The sequence below is a fragment of the Halomonas sp. EF61 genome, assembly GCF_040147045.1.
Classification (GTDB): Bacteria; Pseudomonadota; Gammaproteobacteria; order Pseudomonadales; family Halomonadaceae; genus Halomonas; species Halomonas litopenaei.
The window spans coordinates 64,069-79,542 of sequence record NZ_JAMSHM010000002.1; the positions used below are offsets into that span (position 1 = coordinate 64,069).

General features: G+C 66.3%; 16 protein-coding genes. 1 reads left to right on the forward strand and 15 read right to left on the reverse strand.

Annotated features, from left to right (window positions below; all coding sequences use genetic code 11):
- Positions 1-7: 7 nt before the first annotated feature.
- Positions 8-1,267, forward strand: coding sequence for a dicarboxylate/amino acid:cation symporter (locus NFI08_RS09330; protein ID WP_213228666.1), 1,260 nt, complete (start codon positions 8-10; stop codon positions 1,265-1,267).
- A gap of 205 nt (positions 1,268-1,472) precedes the next feature.
- Here the strand turns inward: NFI08_RS09330 and NFI08_RS09335 are convergent, their stop codons facing one another.
- From NFI08_RS09335 to NFI08_RS09405, 15 genes are all read right to left on the reverse strand, one after another.
- Positions 1,473-2,333, reverse strand: a complete 861-nt coding sequence (locus tag NFI08_RS09335) for a sulfurtransferase (protein ID WP_213228668.1) — start codon at positions 2,331-2,333, stop codon at positions 1,473-1,475.
- Positions 2,334-2,499: 166 nt separating this feature from the next.
- Positions 2,500-4,704, reverse strand: coding sequence for an ATP-dependent helicase (locus tag NFI08_RS09340; protein ID WP_108447685.1), 2,205 nt, complete (start codon positions 4,702-4,704; stop codon positions 2,500-2,502).
- Positions 4,704-5,294 carry a DUF1285 domain-containing protein gene (locus NFI08_RS09345; RefSeq protein WP_108447684.1) on the reverse strand — a complete coding sequence of 197 codons (591 nt, stop codon included), beginning with the start codon at positions 5,292-5,294 and terminating at the stop codon, positions 4,704-4,706. Before NFI08_RS09345 ends, NFI08_RS09340 begins: the two co-directional genes overlap by 1 nt.
- Positions 5,295-5,413: 119 nt before the next feature.
- Positions 5,414-6,250: a TatD family hydrolase gene (locus tag NFI08_RS09350; RefSeq protein WP_108132686.1), complete on the reverse strand. Its 837-nt coding sequence runs from the start codon at positions 6,248-6,250 to the stop codon at positions 5,414-5,416.
- 106 nt (positions 6,251-6,356) lie between these two features.
- The gene (locus NFI08_RS09355; protein ID WP_108132685.1) at positions 6,357-7,358 is read right to left on the reverse strand and encodes a DNA polymerase III subunit delta'; all 1,002 of its coding nucleotides are present in this window, start codon (positions 7,356-7,358) and stop codon (positions 6,357-6,359) included.
- Positions 7,349-8,029, reverse strand: a complete 681-nt coding sequence (gene tmk, locus NFI08_RS09360) for a dTMP kinase (RefSeq protein WP_108132684.1) — start codon at positions 8,027-8,029, stop codon at positions 7,349-7,351. Before tmk ends, NFI08_RS09355 begins: the two co-directional genes overlap by 10 nt.
- 32 nt (positions 8,030-8,061) lie before the next feature.
- A complete protein-coding gene (gene mltG, locus NFI08_RS09365) occupies positions 8,062-9,066 on the reverse strand; it encodes an endolytic transglycosylase MltG (RefSeq protein WP_108132683.1) in 1,005 nt (334 codons plus the stop codon).
- A 106-nt stretch (positions 9,067-9,172) separates the two neighbouring features.
- A complete protein-coding gene (gene pabC, locus NFI08_RS09370) occupies positions 9,173-9,991 on the reverse strand; it encodes an aminodeoxychorismate lyase (protein ID WP_213228670.1) in 819 nt (272 codons plus the stop codon).
- Positions 9,992-9,994: 3 nt separating this feature from the next.
- Entirely contained in the window at positions 9,995-11,233 is a 1,239-nt protein-coding gene (gene fabF, locus NFI08_RS09375) for a beta-ketoacyl-ACP synthase II (RefSeq protein ID WP_045993406.1), read from the reverse strand.
- 266 nt (positions 11,234-11,499) lie between these two features.
- Positions 11,500-11,733, reverse strand: coding sequence for an acyl carrier protein (acpP, locus tag NFI08_RS09380; protein WP_021820799.1), 234 nt, complete (start codon positions 11,731-11,733; stop codon positions 11,500-11,502).
- A 121-nt stretch (positions 11,734-11,854) separates the two neighbouring features.
- On the reverse strand, positions 11,855-12,598 hold the full coding sequence (fabG, locus tag NFI08_RS09385; protein ID WP_045993432.1) for a 3-oxoacyl-ACP reductase FabG: 744 nt from the start codon (positions 12,596-12,598) through the stop codon (positions 11,855-11,857).
- Between the two features lie 60 nt (positions 12,599-12,658).
- Complete coding sequence (gene fabD / locus NFI08_RS09390) at positions 12,659-13,606, reverse strand: ACP S-malonyltransferase (protein WP_045993431.1); 948 nt, start codon at positions 13,604-13,606, stop codon at positions 12,659-12,661.
- A 9-nt stretch (positions 13,607-13,615) separates the two neighbouring features.
- Positions 13,616-14,689 carry a phosphate acyltransferase PlsX gene (gene plsX / locus NFI08_RS09395; RefSeq protein WP_083970469.1) on the reverse strand — a complete coding sequence of 358 codons (1,074 nt, stop codon included), beginning with the start codon at positions 14,687-14,689 and terminating at the stop codon, positions 13,616-13,618.
- 34 nt (positions 14,690-14,723) lie between these two features.
- The gene (gene rpmF / locus NFI08_RS09400) at positions 14,724-14,894 is read right to left on the reverse strand and encodes a 50S ribosomal protein L32 (protein ID WP_010627954.1); all 171 of its coding nucleotides are present in this window, start codon (positions 14,892-14,894) and stop codon (positions 14,724-14,726) included.
- Between the two features lie 25 nt (positions 14,895-14,919).
- Positions 14,920-15,453 carry a YceD family protein gene (locus NFI08_RS09405; protein WP_045993405.1) on the reverse strand — a complete coding sequence of 178 codons (534 nt, stop codon included), beginning with the start codon at positions 15,451-15,453 and terminating at the stop codon, positions 14,920-14,922.
- Positions 15,454-15,474: the final 21 nt, after the last annotated feature.

Consider the following 15,474-nt stretch of genomic DNA (forward strand, 5'->3'; position numbering starts at 1 on the left):
AGATACCATGGCCCACACCCGTCAAATATTGCTGGCCCTGATCCTCGGGATCCTGGCCGGCGGCGCCGTCAATCTGTTCCTGCCCCAGTGGGCGGGAGTCCTGGATACCCAACTGCTGACCCCGCTGGGTCAGGTATTTCTGCGCCTTCTGCAGTTTATCGTGGTGCCGCTGGTGTTCTGCGCTCTGGTACTGAGCTTTACCCAGGTCGATCGCAGCGAAAGCGTCGGACGCTACGCCGGCAAGCTGCTGATGCTCTATGTGCTGACCAGCGCGGTGGCCCTGGCCATCGGCATGGGCATGGCCGCCTGGCTGACCCCGGGCCTCGGCGTGGACAGCGCTCAGGCCGCCGGAATCGAGGCCCGCGACCCGACCCCGCTGGCCCAGTGGCTGGTGGGCCTGGTACCGAAAAACCCCTTCGAGGCGCTGGCCGAGGCCAACCTGCTGCAGATCATCCTGGCCGCCGCCCTGGTCGGCGTGGCCGCCCGCCAGCTACCGGAACAGAGTCGGCCGCTGGTCTCGCTGCTGCAGAGCGGCTACGACGTGACCCTCAAGATCCTGTCGATGGTACTCAAGCTTGCGCCCATCGGTGTGTTCGCGCTGATCGCCTCAGTAGTGGCCACCCAGGGGTTCGACCTGCTGTTGAAGCTCGGCCTATACGTGATTGGCCTGCTGGCGGCCATCGGCGCCATGGCGGTGTTCTATCTGGCCCTGCTGGCGATCACAGGTGCCCGGCCCCTGGCCTACCTGCGCCACTTCGGCGAGGCCCTGAGCTTTGCCCTTGGCACCGCCAGCTCCAACGCCACCCTGCCGATCGCCCTCAACAATGCCCGGGCCTACGGCGCACCACACCAGCTTAGCGCCTTCGCCCTGCCCTTCGGGACCGCCCTTAAACGTGACGGCGCCGCCGTGCTCCAGGGCTTCAATGCGCTCTTCGTGGCGCAGCTGTTCGGCGTCGAGGTGACCCTGACCCTGGCCGCCACCATCTTTACCACCGGCCTGCTGGTATCCTTCTCCACCGCTGGCGTGCCGGGCGCTGGCCTGGTGGCCATGAGCACCGTACTGTCGGCTGCAGGGCTGCCGCTGGAGGGCGTCGCCGTGGTCGCCGGGGTGGACCGCTTCACCGATGGCTTCCGCACCTCTCTGAACGTGATGGGCAATACCGCCAACGCCATGCTGCTGAGCCGTCTGGAGGGCCGCCACCATGCCGCCCACCCAGCCGCCCACCCAGACTCTGGCCAGACAGGCGCCAGCGAGGCCGGCCGCTAGACGATGAGCCGACAGGGCCCGGCTGCGCAGGAGAGCCAGGCCCCACCTCGACCAGGTTCTGATGATTGATTCAGCGCCATGCTGATAGACCAACGAGCACGGCCCCGTCACCAGGTGACGGGGCCGTGCTCGTTGATGGTGCTGACGCTGAAGGACCGCTGCAGGCGCCACGAAGCGGTGCCAGCGAGGGGCGTCTGCAGTGGCGTCAGGAAGCGGCGGCGGGGCCGGTTTCGGCCGGGCGTGCGGGATCGCCGCTCCACTCGCTCCAGGAGCCGACATAGAGCCGCGGGGCCGGCAGACCCGCCAGGCGATAGGCGAGGATGTCATGGCAGGCGGTAACGCCGGAGCCGCAGTAGGCAATCACGCCAGGATCCTGCTGCGACGTCTGGGGCAGTTCTCTTGCTAAAGCCTCCGGCGACTTGAAGCGTCCATTGTCGTCGAGATTGAGGCTACAGGGGCGATTGACCGCACCAGGGATATGCCCGGCTCGGGGGTCCATCGGCTCGACCTCGCCGCGATAGCGCTCACCGGCCCGGGCGTCCACCTTCAGCGCCGCAGTCGACGCCATCTCCTCGAGGACGACGAAACGACTGTCGTCGAATTCGGGTGCCCACTGCGACGGCGCAGGAGGTGCACCCTCCCCCACCTCCCAGTCACCATTGATGCCCTCCCAGGCGGCGAGGCCACCGTCGAGCAGGCGCACCCGCGGGTGGCCGGCCCACTCGCTCAGCATCCACCAGGCCCGTGCCGCCGCCAGCTGGCCGCCGGCATCATCGAGCACCACCACCTCGCGCTCAGGCGCAACGCCCAGCCGCTGAAGGGTCGCGGTGAAGTCGGCGTCGCTCGGCAACGGGTGTCGTCCGCCTGCCCCGGAGCCAGCGTCCCTGGGTCCGGACAGGTCACGGTCCAGATCCAGGTGCAGACTGCCGGGAACATGGGCCTGACGCCACAGCGCCGCCCCGGCCTCGGGGTCGTTCAAGCGCACTCGGCAGTCCAGCACCAGCGGCGGGGTGTCGCCGTCTAGCGCGTGTCGCAGGCTATCGGCGTCGATCAAGGGATGGGTCATGACGAACTCCTTCTCATGTCAGAACACTGTCTGGTGGCGCAAGGCTTTATCGCACCGGAGCCTTATCGTATCGAAGCGCTTTCGCGCGTCTCGACAAGTGGCCCGCGTCCTGTCCAGCCGGCACGGGGCAAGGCCTGAAGGCGCCCCGCTCGCGAAGCCGCCCTGATCAGGCGCTCGACAGCCGCTCGATCGGGGCGCGATGGGCGATCAGGCGGCGCTTGCCGGCACGATCGAAGCGCACCTCGATGACCGGATTGGCGGGGTCGCCTTCCACCAAGGCGACCTCACCGTCACCGAAGACGCCGTGGCGAATGCGCTCACCCACCTGGTAATGGCCATTGCCTGGCGCTCGCTCAAGCGCCTTGATCGGCAGCGGCTGCCCCAGGGCATTCAGATAGCGCCCCACCAGTGCCGGCTCGGCGACGCTCACCTCCTCGGGGTCGGCTCCGTCAGCGCATCGGTACAGCGCCCTGGCCACGGCGCTGGCGTCGCGGCAGGCGCTCTCCTGGATAAAGCGGCTGGGACGATGATCGCCGCCATCGTGGAGGATGACCAGGCGTTCGATGGCCCGGGTGATGGCCACATAGTAGAGCCTGCGCTCTTCCTCGAGACGCTCGGGGGACAGGGGGTTGTCACGACTGTAGTGGGGAAAGTCCTCTTCATTGACCGCCCCCACCATCACCAGCGGCCACTCCAGGCCCTTGGCGCCATGAACCGTATTGATCAACACCCCTTCGTCGCGGTTCTGCACCGGGCGCCGCAGCAGCTCGATGAAGGTGGCGATGTCACCGACCTCCCGAGCCTGCTCGATCAGGACGTCGAGCAGGCGCACGTCCTCCTCGCCCTTGTCGCGGCGGGAGGCGGCGCGCTTGAGCACCTTTTCCGCCTCGACCTCCGCGACCACATGCTCGAGCAGCGCGTCGGCGGACAGATGGGCAAGCTTCGGCAGCTCGCACAGCAGTTGCCAGCGACGCTTGAGGGTGCGCTTCTGGTGCGGCTTCAGTCGCGCCAGCAGCGCGTCGCCCGGCCCTGGCCAGGTCTGGGTGTCGGCCAGGCGCTGCACCAGGCCAGCGAGCACTTCACGTGGTACGAAGCAGGTCGGCTGGGCAAACATCGGCATCAGCGCGCCAGGGTCGCGCAGCTGCTCGGGCGACAGCGCCAGCGATAGATAGCCGGCCAGTGCCTCTACCAGCGGCAGGCGAAAGACGAAGCGATCCTCCCGGGCCAGGCGAAAGGGAATGCCTTCGCGCAACAGCGCCAGCTGCATCGGCACCGACAGGGTCCAGCTACGTACCAGCAGACAGGCTTCGTCGAGACGACGGCCGGCTTCCACCCACCGCTTGAGTCCATCGAGGAAGGCACTGGCGCCCCGTGCCACCTTGAGCTCGGTACGCGGATTGGTGGGCGCCGCCAGGCATAGCTGGTCCGGGCGACGCGGGTTGCCGGCGATGGCATGATTGGCGGCCAGCGCCAAGGCGTGACCATGGCGAAAGGTGGTCGACAAGGGGTAGTCGGTGGCGGCACCGAAGATCCGGGTAAAGTTCTCGAGCATGGCCTCCGGGTGGGCGCCGCGCCATTCGTAGATGCACTGGTTGGCGTCACCCACCGCCATCACCGAAGCCTGGTCGCCGGCCAGCACCGCCAACAACCGCTGCTGAGCGGCATTGATGTCCTGATACTCGTCGATGATCACATGGTCGAGGAAGCCCTGAACCCGCTGGCGCAGCGCGGGATCACCTTCGAGTGCCAGCAGCGGTCGATACAGCAGATCCGAATAGGTCATCACGCCGTGATCGGCCAGCAAGGTCTCGAGACACTGGTGGGCGACGACGAAGTGGCGAGTCCCCTCGCCGAGCTCGAGCCGCTCATACAGCAACTGGGGGTCGATCACCTCGGCCTTGACCAGCGAACAGAAGTGAGCGAGTTCCTCGATGCGATCGGGCTCGAGCGCGGCGTCGCGATCCTCGTCGACCTGGGCCAACGCCTCCAGGGTCGCCTGGCGCAGCAGTCGCTCCTGCTGCCAGTCTGCGGTCAGCAGTTCGCGCCGTGGCAGCGCGCCCCAGCGGGTCAGGCTCTGACTCAGGCGATGTCCGAGAGAGTGAAAGGTACGCACCTCCGGCAGTTCCATGCCGGGTTCGGCCATGGCCACCAGACGGCGCTGAAAGTCTTCCCGGGCGGCGCGGTTGAACATCAGCACCATCATGCGCCGGGCGCTGACTCCGTGGGACAGCAGGTGCAGCACCCTGGCCACCAGGGTGGTGGTCTTGCCCGCTCCGGCCACCGCCGCGACCCTGGCGTGGCCTGCCGGGTGGGCGACAACGCAGCGTTGTTCGGGCGTCAGCGCGAGCCGCTCCAATGCAGGTGAAGCCATCAGTGCGCGTCACCCTCCAGGCGTCCCAGCGGCTGCCACACGCCGTCGCTGGTAAGCCCCAGCTCGCCGCGCTCGGTGCACGCTTCGGCCTGCTCGACCAGACGGTAGAAGACGTTACGCCCGAGTCGAGCACTCACGCCATAGGGCAGGCACACCTGGGGCACCTCCTCGCCCGCCGGTGTCGTCGACAGTGATAGTCGATGCTGCTGCCCCAGGGCGATACGCTCGCCGACGTTGGTGGTCAGCCACCAGCGCTTGTCTACGTGGTCTTCTGGCTGGCCTTTTGACTGGCCTTCCAGCCGAGCGTCTGCCTGCTCGGCCTCCAGTACCACAAAGGCGGTGTCCTCGACGCTGATCCGCCACTTTTCGATAGGCGTGACCAGGTAGTGGTGGCCGTCGTCCTCCCGTCGCAGGATGCGCGCAAAAAGGCGCACCAGCTCAGGACGCTGGATCGGACTGCCTTCGTGGATCCAGCGCCCGTCCCGGGCGATCACCAGGTCCATCTCGCCGCTCGGTTCGGGCTGCCAGTCAGACAAGGGCGGACGCTCACCAAGCTCGGCGATGCCGTTCAGGATGTGATCGAGTTGCATGGAGGCTACCTCGTCGAGTTATCGCTCAAGGCCCGGCCAACAGACCGGTGCCCGTGCCGACCGGGGCCATGGGCCCTGTTCACAACAAAGCCTGCTTCGCCCTGGTCCACAACGCCCGCTTAGCCCTGGTCCACAAAGCCCGCGTCGCGAAGGGCCTGCTTGAGGTCCTCCGGGGCGGCAGGCTGGGCCTTGGGAAACAGCCGGTAGAAGTTGGCGGTGGTCTGCATCGCCACCTCTTCCACGCTGATTCCTCGCTCGTCGGCGATGCACTGGGCCACGTCGACCACCCAGGCCGGCTCGTTGGGCTTGCCACGGTGCGGCACCGGCGCCAGATAGGGGCTGTCGGTCTCGATCAGCAGACGATCCAGCGGTACTTTTCTGGCCACCTCGCGCAGCGACTCGGCGGTGCGAAAGGTGACGATCCCCGACAAGGAGATATAAAAGCCCAGGCGCACCGCATCCCGCGCCATCTCGAGGTCCTCGGTGAAGCAGTGAAGTACCCCGCCGACCTCGGGATCGCTGTACTGACGAATCAGCGAGAGCGTGTCCTCCCTCGCTTCCCGGGTATGCACCACGATCGGCAGCGACAGCTCGGTGGCGGCCTGCAGATGGCGAGCGAAACGCTCGTGCTGCACCTCGGCGGGAACGCTGTCGTAATGATAGTCCAGTCCCGATTCACCGATGGCCACGGCGCCATGCTCCTTGGCGCAGGCGACAATCTCGGCAACGCCGGGTTCGTGCTCCACCTGATGCAGCGGATGCACCCCGGCGGAGATCACCACATCGTCGTGGGCCTGGCGAATTGCGGCCAGTTCGGGTACGCCGTCGAGGGTCACGCTGATGGCCAGGAACTGCTGGACGCCGCGCTCGCGGGCGGCGTCCAGGGCCCGCGACAGATCGCCGCCATGGGTATCAGGAGAAAGGCGATCGAGATGGCAGTGGGAATCGACGAACATGAAGATCTCTCGGGGCTTGAATACGGATGTCAGGGACGAATACCGGCGACGATGATCAGAGACGCCAGCGAGCCTCCGGGGAGGACGTCTGGGCACACGACGTCGCTCAGGAACGCAACAGGGCCGCCCAGCGGACCAGCCAGGCCTCGAGCACCAGTTGCGGGTTGGGATTGCCGCCTTCACTGAGCAACCGACGCTGCTCACGGGCGTAGTCGAGCAGGCGGAACCAGTCGCGCACCCGGCCATTTTTCACCGCCTGGCGATAGAGCGGTGCCAGGTCGGGGTTTCTGAGGCCTTCAGGCTCGCCGGAAAGGCCCAGGCGAATCAGATCCTCCAGCCAGGCGATACCGTACCACAGGATGGCATCGATGGCCTGGCGGTCCAGCCGGGCCGCCTCGGCCACCGGTTCGGCGCCACGTACCAGGGCGTCGAAGGTCTCGTGCAGCTGTTGACGCAGCGCCCGCGAGCCCGGCTCGGCCAGCTGTCGCGCTGCCAGCGGCAACCCACCGGCGGCTCGAAACCAGAAGCGTGCTTCGTCCTCGGAACCGAGTTCCTTCGACAGCCAGTCCAGGCAGTCTTCGAGTTCCGGCGGCTTGAGCGTCCACTGCTGGCAGCGCGAACGGATCGTCGGCAGCAGGTGGGACGGCATGTCGGAGACTAGCACGAACAGGGTGTCCTGCCCCGGCTCCTCCAGGCTCTTCAGCAGGGCGTTGGACGCGGCCACGTTCATCGCCTCGGCAGGACGGATCTCGATGACCCGGTGCCCACCCTGCTGAGCGGTCTGGGAGACGAAGCCATTGACCTGACGGATCGGGTCGATGCGAATCATCCGCTTGCCCTCCTCCGGCGCCACCCGAAGCAGGTCAGGATGGTAGCCCGAGGCCAGCATATGGCAACTGTGGCACTCACCGCAGGCGGTCTCGCCTGGGCGGGCACACAGGGCGCGGGCAATCAGTGCCTCGGCCAGGGACTGCTTGCCGAGCCCGCGGGGGCCCGACAGCAGCACGGCATGGGGCAGACGACCGGCGTCCATCAGCCGCACCAGTTCGTGCCAGCGCGGCGCCAACCAGGGCATCGGCGGCTGGGCGACGCTACTACTCACGTCCATTGCGCCACCCGCTCGTCCAGTACCCGCGTGATCCGCCGCTGCACCTCTTCGAGGCTGGCGTCAGCGTCGATCCTGACCATCCGCTGCGGTGCCTGCTCGGCCCGGGCCAGGTAGGCCAGGCGCACCCGCTCGAAAAAGTCGCGGCGCTCCTGCTCGAAGCGATCCTTGCGCGTGCCGGTGCGGTCCAGACGACCCGCCAGGCGACGCTCCGCCGCGTCCAGCGGCATGTCCAGCAACAGCGTCAGATCCGGCGTCAGTTCTCCCTGGACCAGACGTTCGAGCTGGACGATGCGCTCGAACGGCAGGCCTCGACCGCCACCCTGGTAGGCAAAGGTGGCGTCGGTGAAGCGGTCGCTGACCACCCAGGCGCCGCGCTCCAGGGCCGGGCGAATACGCTGGGCAAGATGCTGGGCCCGTGCCGCGAACACCAGCAGCAGCTCGGCGTCACTGTCCAGCGGCTCGTCGCTGGACGCCAGCAGCAGTTCGCGAATGGCCTCGGCCCGAGGCGTCCCGCCGGGCTCGCGGGTCTGTACCACCTCGATGCCACGCGCCTCGAGGGCGTCGACCACGAAGGCCAGGTTGGTGGACTTGCCGACGCCTTCTCCGCCCTCCAGGGTAATGAAGCGCCCGCGCGCGCCGGAGGTGGGCTCGGCCGGTTGTGTCTGCGTCATGGATACCACTCCTGGTTCGGGAGACGTCCGCGTCAACGGCGCCGAATATAACGATTGACGGCGTTATTGTGCTCACGCAGCGTGCGGGAGAAGTGGTGGGTGCCATCTCCCTTGGCGACGAAGTACAGGGTGTCGCCCTCCTGCGGGTCGACGGCGGCCTCCAGTGCAGCCCGCCCCGGCAATGCGATCGGGGTCGGCGGCAGGCCATCGATCACGTAGGTGTTGTAGGGGGTGGCTTCGCGCAGGTCGGCCCGAGTGATATTGCCCTCGAAGCGATCGCCCATGCCGTAGATCACCGTTGGATCGGTCTGCAGCCGCATCCCACGCTCCAGGCGGCGCTTGAACACCCCGGCGATCTGACGCCGCTCTTCGGGGGCGCCGGTCTCACGCTCGATCAGCGAGGCCATGATCAGCGCCTCGTACGGCGTATCGATGGGCAGATCCTCGGCGCGATCGGCCCACACCTCCTCAAGCAGGGCTTCCATGCTCTGATTGGCCTGGCGCAGAATCTCCAGATCCTCCACCCCCTTGTGGTAGGTGTAGGTATCGGGGAAGAAGCGTCCTTCCGGATGCTCGCCCTCGTGCCCCAGCGCCGTCATGATCTCGTCGTCGCTCATCTCGGCACTGGCGTGGGCCAGCTTCTCGGCCTCGGCCAGGGCCGCACGCATCTGCTGGAAGGTCCAGCCCTCGGGAATGGTCACGCTGTAGGTGACCACCTCGGCGCTGGCGAGCTTATCGAGTACCTGCATGCCACTCATGCCTGGCTCCAGCGAGTACTCGCCGACCTTCAGCGACGGCACACGATCAGGCTCCACTCGCGTCAACAGCTTGAAGGCCCAGGCGTCGGCCAGCACACCCTGGGCCTCGAGATCATCCACCACCCGATTGAAACCGGCCCCGGGCGGCACCTCGTAGAGCATCGGTTCATCGAGGGTGATCGGGGCCTGCAGACGCGTCTGCCAATAGTGATAAGCGCCGTAGCCGCCAATAGCGGCAATGACGACAAGAGTGAGCAAGACCTTGAGCGCGGTGCGCATGGAAGTTCCTTAGTCTGGTCGCGCCGGCGCACGGCGCTTGTCTGAAGCGGTCAGAATAGTACGGCAAAGCGGATGCAGGCACCCCGGCTGGAAGCGCCCGGGTGACTCAGTCGGCCCCGGCATACCCCAGCAGGCGGTGGGCTCGGTGCTGAAAGGCGCGATGGACATCATTCAGCTCCCAGCCATGCTGGGGCTGCCCTTCGCTGTCGTCGAGTCGCGCGACCGGCCACACGCCCTGGACGCTGTTGCCAAGCCATAAAGCCTCGCAGGACGAAAGCTCGTCGGCCAGCAACGGCGCCTCCACCACCGCGCCCTGTTCCAGCAAGGCGGCTCGCAGGGTACCTGCCACGCCACACTGATCCAGCGGCGGGGTCGATACCTGTTCGGCGCCCCGGGCGAGAAAGAACACGTTCATGGCGGTGGCTTCGACAAGCTGGCCTCGATCATCCTCGAGAAGCCCCTCGGCGATGTCGGGATCCCGCCACTCCGCTCGTGCCAGCACGTTCTCGAGGCGGGCCAGATGCTTGATCCCTGCCAGCACGGGCTGGCGTGCCAGGCGCAGGCGGCAGCGACGCACCCTGACCCCGGCTGCCCAGCGCTGTTGATCGGGTGCGAAGCTCGACCATATCGCCTCGAGCCTGGGGTCTGAGGACGCCGGCGGCGCGTAGCCCCGCCCACCGCTGCCCCGGGTGTAGACCAGCTTGAGCACACCAAGCCCCGGCCCCGCGCCAGCGAGGGCGGATGCCAGGGCCTCTGTACGGGGCGGGGGCAGGTCGAGCACCCGGCAGCCGTTCAGCAGTCGTGCCAGGTGCTCAGACCACAACAGCGGCGTGCCGTCGCGCACCAGCACCGTCTCGAACAGGCCATCGCCGTAGGCCAGCCCCCGATCACTCAGGGGCAATGTCGGCTCGGGCGGCCTATTCATCCATCAGGCCTTCTTGAACACCAGGGTGCCATTGGTGCCGCCGAAGCCGAAGGAGTTGGACAGGGTCACGTCGACCTTGGCATCGCGGGCGGTATGCGGCACGTAGTCAAGCACGCACCCTTCCTGGGGATTGTCCAGGTTGATGGTGGGCGGCAGCGCCTGATCACGAATCGCCAGGATGCTGAAGACCGCCTCCACCGCACCGGCGGCGCCGAGCAGGTGGCCGATCATCGACTTGGTGGAGCTGACCGCGACGCTTTGGGCGGCGCTGCCCATGACCTTCTCCACCGCGCGGCTCTCGGCCAGGTCACCGGCGGCGGTCGAGGTGCCGTGGGCGTTGATGTAGTCGATCTCGCTGGCGTCGATGCCGGCGTCCTTGATCGCGTTGGCCATGGAGGCCGCCGCGCCGCGACCGTCTTCCGGCGGCAGGGTCATGTGGTAGGCATCATCGCTCATGCCGAAACCGATCAGCTCGGCGTAGATGGTCGCCCCACGTGCCTTGGCGTGTTCGTACTCTTCCAGCACCACCACTCCGGCGCCGTCGGACAGCACGAAGCCGTCGCGATCCTTGTCCCACGGGCGGCTGGCCGCCTGGGGATCGTCATTGCGGGTGGACAGCGCCCGCGCGGCGGAGAAGCCGCCCAGCCCCAGCGGTGTGGTCGCCATCTCGGCACCGCCACAGACCATCACGTCGGCGTCGCCGTATGCGATGGTACGGGCGCTGTAGCCGATATTGTGGGTGCCGGTGGTGCAGGCGGTGGTGATGGCGATATTGGGACCACGGAAGCCGTGCTGAATCGCCAGATTGCCCGAGATCATGTTGATGATGGAGCCGGGCACGAAGAACGGCGAGATACGCCGGGCGCCGCTCTTGTTGAGTGCGTTGTGGTTGTGCTCGATCATCGGCAGCCCACCGATCCCCGAGCCGATGGCCACGCCGATGCGATCGGCATTTTCCTCGGTGCACTCGATACCGGCGTCCTCGATGGCCTGAGCCCCCGCGGCGATACCGTACTGGATGAACAGGTCCATCTTCCTGGCATCCTTGGGGTTCAGGTAGGGGCTGATATCAAAATCCTTCACCGAACCGCCGAAGCGCGTGTTGAAGCCGCTGACATCGAAGTGCTCGATGGGCGCCACACCGCTCTTGCCGGCCAGGATGCTGTCCCAGCTTTCCTTGACGGTGTTGCCCACCGGTGTGACCAGGCCGAGGCCCGTCACCACTACCCTTCTACGAGACATCAGCTTTCCTCCAGACATCCAAAAAGTTACGGCCCAACTGTGGAGGACCGTCGGTTGCGCGCATTATACCCGAGACACAGGCCGCTGTGCTCCCCCCGGCGCCGAGGCTTTACCGGGAACGCTGGCACAGGACCCTGCCTTCGAGGCCTGGACACGCAAAAGCCGCCCTGGCGAACCAGGACGGCTTCCGCGGGGATTGCATCCCCGCCTTTCAGCAAGCGGCCATCGCCGCCACCGGCAGACTGACTCGGAACACCGAGCCGGTCTTACTGGTTGGCGTTGACGTAGTCGATCGCTTCCTGAACGGTGGTAATCTTCTCGGCTTCTTCATCAGGAATTTCGGTATCGAATTCCTCTTCCAGCGCCATCACCAGCTCAACGGTGTCCAGGGAATCAGCGCCCAGGTCCTCGGTGAAGGAAGAGGAGTTCTGAATATCTTCTTCCTTGACGTTCAGGCGCTCTGCCACAACTTTCTTCACGCGCTCTTCGATGGTGCTCATTTAGACATACTCCAGTCGTTCACGTTAGCCGTTCTGATGACCAGCTGGTTAATTCCGCAAGTAAACTGCGGGGTAGTTTATAGACCCCTTCGGGTCGACGCAACACACGCAGGAAGCGCATTCAGCGCATGTTCATCCCGCCATTGACGTGCAGGGTTTCGCCAGTGATATAGGCTGCGCTATCGCTGGTCAAGAACCCGACCGCCGCGGCGATTTCCTCGGGCTGCCCCAGACGCGCCAGAGGCACCTGCCCCTTGAGCATCGTCTGCTGATCCTCGGACAGCGCCTGGGTCATGTCGGTGGCAATAAAGCCAGGCGCCACGGCGTTGACGGTGATGGCACGGGAGGCCACCTCGCGCGCCAGCGCCCGGGTGAAGCCTTCCATGCCCGCCTTGGCGGCAGCATAGTTGCTTTGGCCGGCGTTGCCCATGGTGGCGACCACCGAACTGACGGATACGATACGGCCCCAACGGGCCTTGCTCATGCCACGCAGGCACGCCTTGCTGAGGCGAAAGACCGACTTGAGGTTGGCGTCGAGTACACCATCCCACTCATCTTCCTTCATTCGCATCAGCAGATTGTCACGGGTGATACCGGCATTGTTGACCAGGATGGTCGGCGCACCAAACTCGTCGTTGATCGACTTCAGCAGTGCTTCGACGCTGGTCGGATCGGTGACGTCGAGGCGGCGCCCTGCGCCCTGAAACCCCTGCTCCTTGAGGTCCGCATCGATGCGGTCGGCACCGGCATCGGTGGTGGCGGTGCCGATCACGATGCGACCCTGCCGCCCCAGCTCGTGGGCGATGGCACGGCCGATACCGCGGCTGGCCCCGGTAATCAGGGCGACTCTAGGCTCGGTTGTCATGGTCACTTCCATTGCTTCGTCGTTGTCGCCCGGCACAGCGCCGGGCCAGGAGGCTTTCGATCAGTTGATCTCGCGAGCCAGCTCAAGGGCTGCACTGAGACTGTCGGGATCATTCACCGCCAGTCCGCGACTGCCCCGGGCAATACGCTTGTTGAGGCCGGTGAGGACCTTGCCGGGCCCGCACTCGATGAACACCTCGGCACCGCCGTCGACCATCTTCTCGACGCAGGAGACCCAACGCACCGGCTGGTAGAGCTGCTCGATCAGGCGAGTGCGCAGGGTGGCCACATCGGCATGGGCCTGGGCATCGACGTTCTGCACCACGGTATAGCGCGGCGCCTTGAGCTCGATATCACCAAGCGCCTGCTCTAGCCGCTCGGCGGCCGGCCGCATCAGGTCACAGTGGGAAGGCACCGATACCGGCAACGGCATCGCGCGCTTGGCCCCGGCCTCCTGACAGGCGGCGATGGCACGATCCACGGCGGCCTTGCTGCCGGCGATCACCACCTGCCCGGGAGCATTGTAGTTGACAGCAGAGACCACGTCCCCGTCGGCCGCCTTGGCGCAGGCCTGCTCGACGGCCGCGTCGTCCAGACCGAGAATCGCTGCCATGGCGCCCTGCCCGGCCGGCACGGCCTGCTGCATGGCTTCGCCGCGCAGGCGAACCAGACGAACCCCTTCCGCAAAGGAAAGCGCGCCGGCGCACACCATGGCGCTGTATTCGCCGAGACTATGGCCGGCCATGGCACCGGGGCGCGGGCCCTCGAGTTCCTGCCACACGCGCCAGATCGCCACGCTGGAGGCCAACAGTGCCGGCTGGGTGCAGGCGGTGGCATTGAGCGCCTCCGCAGGACCTTCCTGGACCACCTGCCACAGGTCGTAACCCAGCGCCTCCGAGGCCTCCTCGAAGGTCGTCCTCACCACGCTGTAGCGTTCGGCCAGATCGCGCAGCATGCCGACCTGTTGCGACCCCTGCCCAGGGAAGATAAGGGCAAGCGGTTGAGTCATCTTGATCACCTATAGCTCTTGTTGGCCATCATCCATATCCACACTGCCCCCTGACAAGGGACCGGAAGATGGACGACGATGGTCGAGCTCGGCCTCCAGCCGGCTCGGCAAGTCACGGCTGACCTCCTGGGAGGCGCGCTTCAGGGCGTAGTAAAAACCCTGAGCGTCACAGCTGCCATGACTCTTTATCACAATACCCGCCAGCCCCAGCAGGCTGGCGCCGTTGTAGCGAACCGGATCCAGTTCACTCTTCAATCGTCTGAGCGCTGGACGGGCCAGCATCCCCACCAGCCGACTCCCCCAGTGCGCCTCGAAGGTCGCCTGGACGCGACCGACCAGCATCTTGGCCAGGCCCTCGCTGGCCTTGAGCAGCACATTGCCGACAAAGCCGTCACAGACCACGACGTCCGCCTGACCGGCAAACACGCCATCACCCTCGATAAAGCCAAGATAGTCGATCCCGGCCACCTGGCGCAGTGCCGCATCGGCCTGCTGTACCGCCAAGGAGCCTTTGGTCGACTCCACCCCAACGTTGAGCAGGGCAATCCGCGGAGCCGCCAGACCGTCGACGTGGCGCGCCATGATATCGCCCATCAGGGCGAAGTCCACCAGGCGCTCCGCCGACACATCCACATTGGCACCCAGATCAAGCAAATAGCAGCGTCCGTCGCCTCGCGTCGGAATCGCGGTACTGATGGCCGGGCGCGGCACGCCCGGAACCATGCCAAGGGCGCGGCGCGACAGCGCCATCAAGGCGCCAGTATTGCCGGAACTGACGCCGACATCGGCCTCACCCGCCGCCACACAGTCAAGCATGCGAGCCATGCTTGAAGCATGACCTCGGCGCAGCGCCTGAGAGGCGCGCATATCGGCGGGGATGATATCGGGTGCGTCACACAGGTGCAGATGCGACGCCGCCGCGGCCAGAGGCCGCGGCAGGCGTGAAATCTCGTCATCCAGCAGGCCCGCAGGGCCAAACAGCTGAATGTCGAGCTGCGGGTCCTCGATGACTGCCCTGGCCGCCCCCGCCACGGTGGCGCGGGGACCCTTGTCCCCGCCCATGGCATCTACGGCAATCCGCATCCCGGCGGCCAGGCGCTATCGAGGCGTCGTCAACTTATACGTCGACGACCTTGCGACCGCGATAGAAACCGTCCGGGGAGACGTGGTGACGCAGGTGAGTGGTGCCGGTCTCCTTGTCCTGGGACAGGGTCGGTGCACTCAGGGCGTCGTGGCTACGACGCATGCCGCGCTTGGAACGGGTCTTACGGTTCTGCTGAACTGCCATGGGAAATCACTCCACAAAAAATCGATCAGGTATCGGTGTTGCCCTTGAGGCGCTTGAGCACGTCAAAGGGACTGCCAGAGGGCGCTTCCGAGACTTCGGCATCCGCCCCGCTGCTCAGCTGGTCGCGCGAGACAGGACACTCTGACTCGTCGTGGTAGACCACCTGGGGCAGACTGAGGATAAGTTCATCCTCGACCACGCCCAGCAGGTCCAGCTGTTCATTCTCCACCAGCACCGGTTCATGGGTGCTCGGCAGATCGGCGGCCAGGTCGTCACTGCTGACGAGCCCGAGCAGGAAGTCGCTCGTGACATGTTGGGCCATGGGCTCGAGGCAGCGGCGACACGGCAGCTGCAGATCGGCCTCCAGGCGCCCCCGGATCACCCGACGCCCCTGAGCGTCGATGGCGAATTCCAGCCAGGCGCTGGCATCGCCCTGTTGAGCGCCGACCTCTTCGGTCAGGCGGCTCATGTCGGCCAGCGCCACCAGGCCTTCGAGGTGTTCGGCTTGGGCGGCGAGCTTGTAGGGCTCGACCCGGCCGGGCAATCGTGAGGTCAACATAGGCGCGCAATGATAGGCACT